The following is a 1,486-nucleotide window of genomic DNA, read 5'->3' on the forward strand; positions in this document are numbered from 1 at the left end:
CCCCTGGACGTCAAGGCTGGCGACCGCATCCTGTTCGGCAAGTGGTCGGGCACCGAAGTCAAGCTCAATGGCGAAGACCTTCTGATCATGAAGGAATCCGACATCATGGGCATCATCGGCTGATCATCGGCCTCACCGTCAACTGAATTCCGGGCTTACCCCAAGCCCCTGCCAGGAGCTGAAAAATGGCTGCTAAAGACGTAAAATTCTCCCGTGATGCCCGTGAGCGCATGCTGCGCGGCGTCAACATCCTCGCCGACGCAGTGAAGGTGACGCTCGGCCCCAAGGGCCGCAACGTCGTCATCGACAAGTCGTTCGGCGCCCCGCGCATCACCAAGGACGGCGTCACCGTCGCCAAGGAAATCGAGCTTGAGGACAAGTTCGAGAACATGGGCGCGCAGATGGTCCGCGAAGTTGCTTCGAAGACCAACGACATCGCCGGCGACGGCACCACGACCGCGACCGTTCTGGCGCAGTCGATCGTCCAGGAAGGCCACAAGTCGGTTGCCGCCGGCATGAACCCGATGGACCTGAAGCGCGGCATCGACCTCGCCGTCACAGAAGTCGTCGCGGCGCTCGGCAAGGCTGCCAAGAAGATCAAGACCTCCGAGGAAGTTGCCCAGGTCGGCACGATCTCGGCCAATGGCGACGAGTCGGTCGGCAAGATGATCGCGGAAGCGATGCAGAAGGTCGGCAACGAAGGCGTCATCACGGTTGAGGAAGCCAAGACCGCCGAGACCGAACTCGAAGTCGTCGAAGGCATGCAGTTCGACCGCGGCTACCTCTCGCCCTACTTCGTCACCAACGCCGACAAGATGGTTGCCGATCTCGAGGATGCCTACATCCTGCTCCACGAGAAGAAGCTCTCCAACCTGCAGGCCATGCTGCCGGTTCTCGAAGCCGTCGTGCAAACCTCCAAGCCGCTGCTCATCATCTCGGAAGACGTCGAAGGCGAGGCCCTGGCCACGCTGGTCGTCAACAAGCTGCGTGGCGGCCTGAAGATCGCCGCCGTCAAGGCTCCGGGCTTCGGTGATCGCCGCAAGGCCATGCTGGAAGACATCGCTATCCTCACCGGTGGCCAGGTCATCTCGGAAGACCTCGGCATCAAGCTCGAAAATGTCGGCCTCAACATGCTCGGCCGCGCCAAGAAGGTGTCGATCTCCAAGGAGAACACCACCATCGTCGACGGCGCCGGCAAGAAGGCCGAGATCCAGGGCCGCGTCGCCCAGATCAAGCAGCAGATCGAAGAGACCACTTCGGACTACGACAAGGAGAAGCTGCAGGAACGTCTCGCCAAGCTCGCGGGCGGCGTTGCGGTGATCCGCGTAGGCGGTGCGACGGAAGTCGAAGTCAAGGAAAAGAAGGACCGCGTTGACGATGCGCTGAACGCGACCCGCGCGGCCGTGGAAGAAGGCATCGTTGCCGGCGGTGGCGTGGCCCTGCTGCGCGCTTCGGCCAACATCAAGGCTGCCGGCGCCAATGCCGA

Annotated in this window: 2 protein-coding genes; both read left to right on the forward strand. The window is 62.2% G+C overall.

Annotation, left to right across the window (positions count from 1 at the left end):
• On the forward strand, window positions 1-123 hold a 123-nt coding region (locus ACWGS8_RS35110), incomplete at its 5' end, for a co-chaperone GroES (RefSeq protein WP_419197530.1).
• 62 nt (window positions 124-185) lie between these two features.
• The coding region (gene groL, locus ACWGS8_RS35115) for a chaperonin GroEL (RefSeq protein WP_454585199.1) at window positions 186-1,486 on the forward strand (1,301 nt) is incomplete at its 3' end.

This window comes from Mesorhizobium sp. 43Arga (assembly GCF_053714255.1).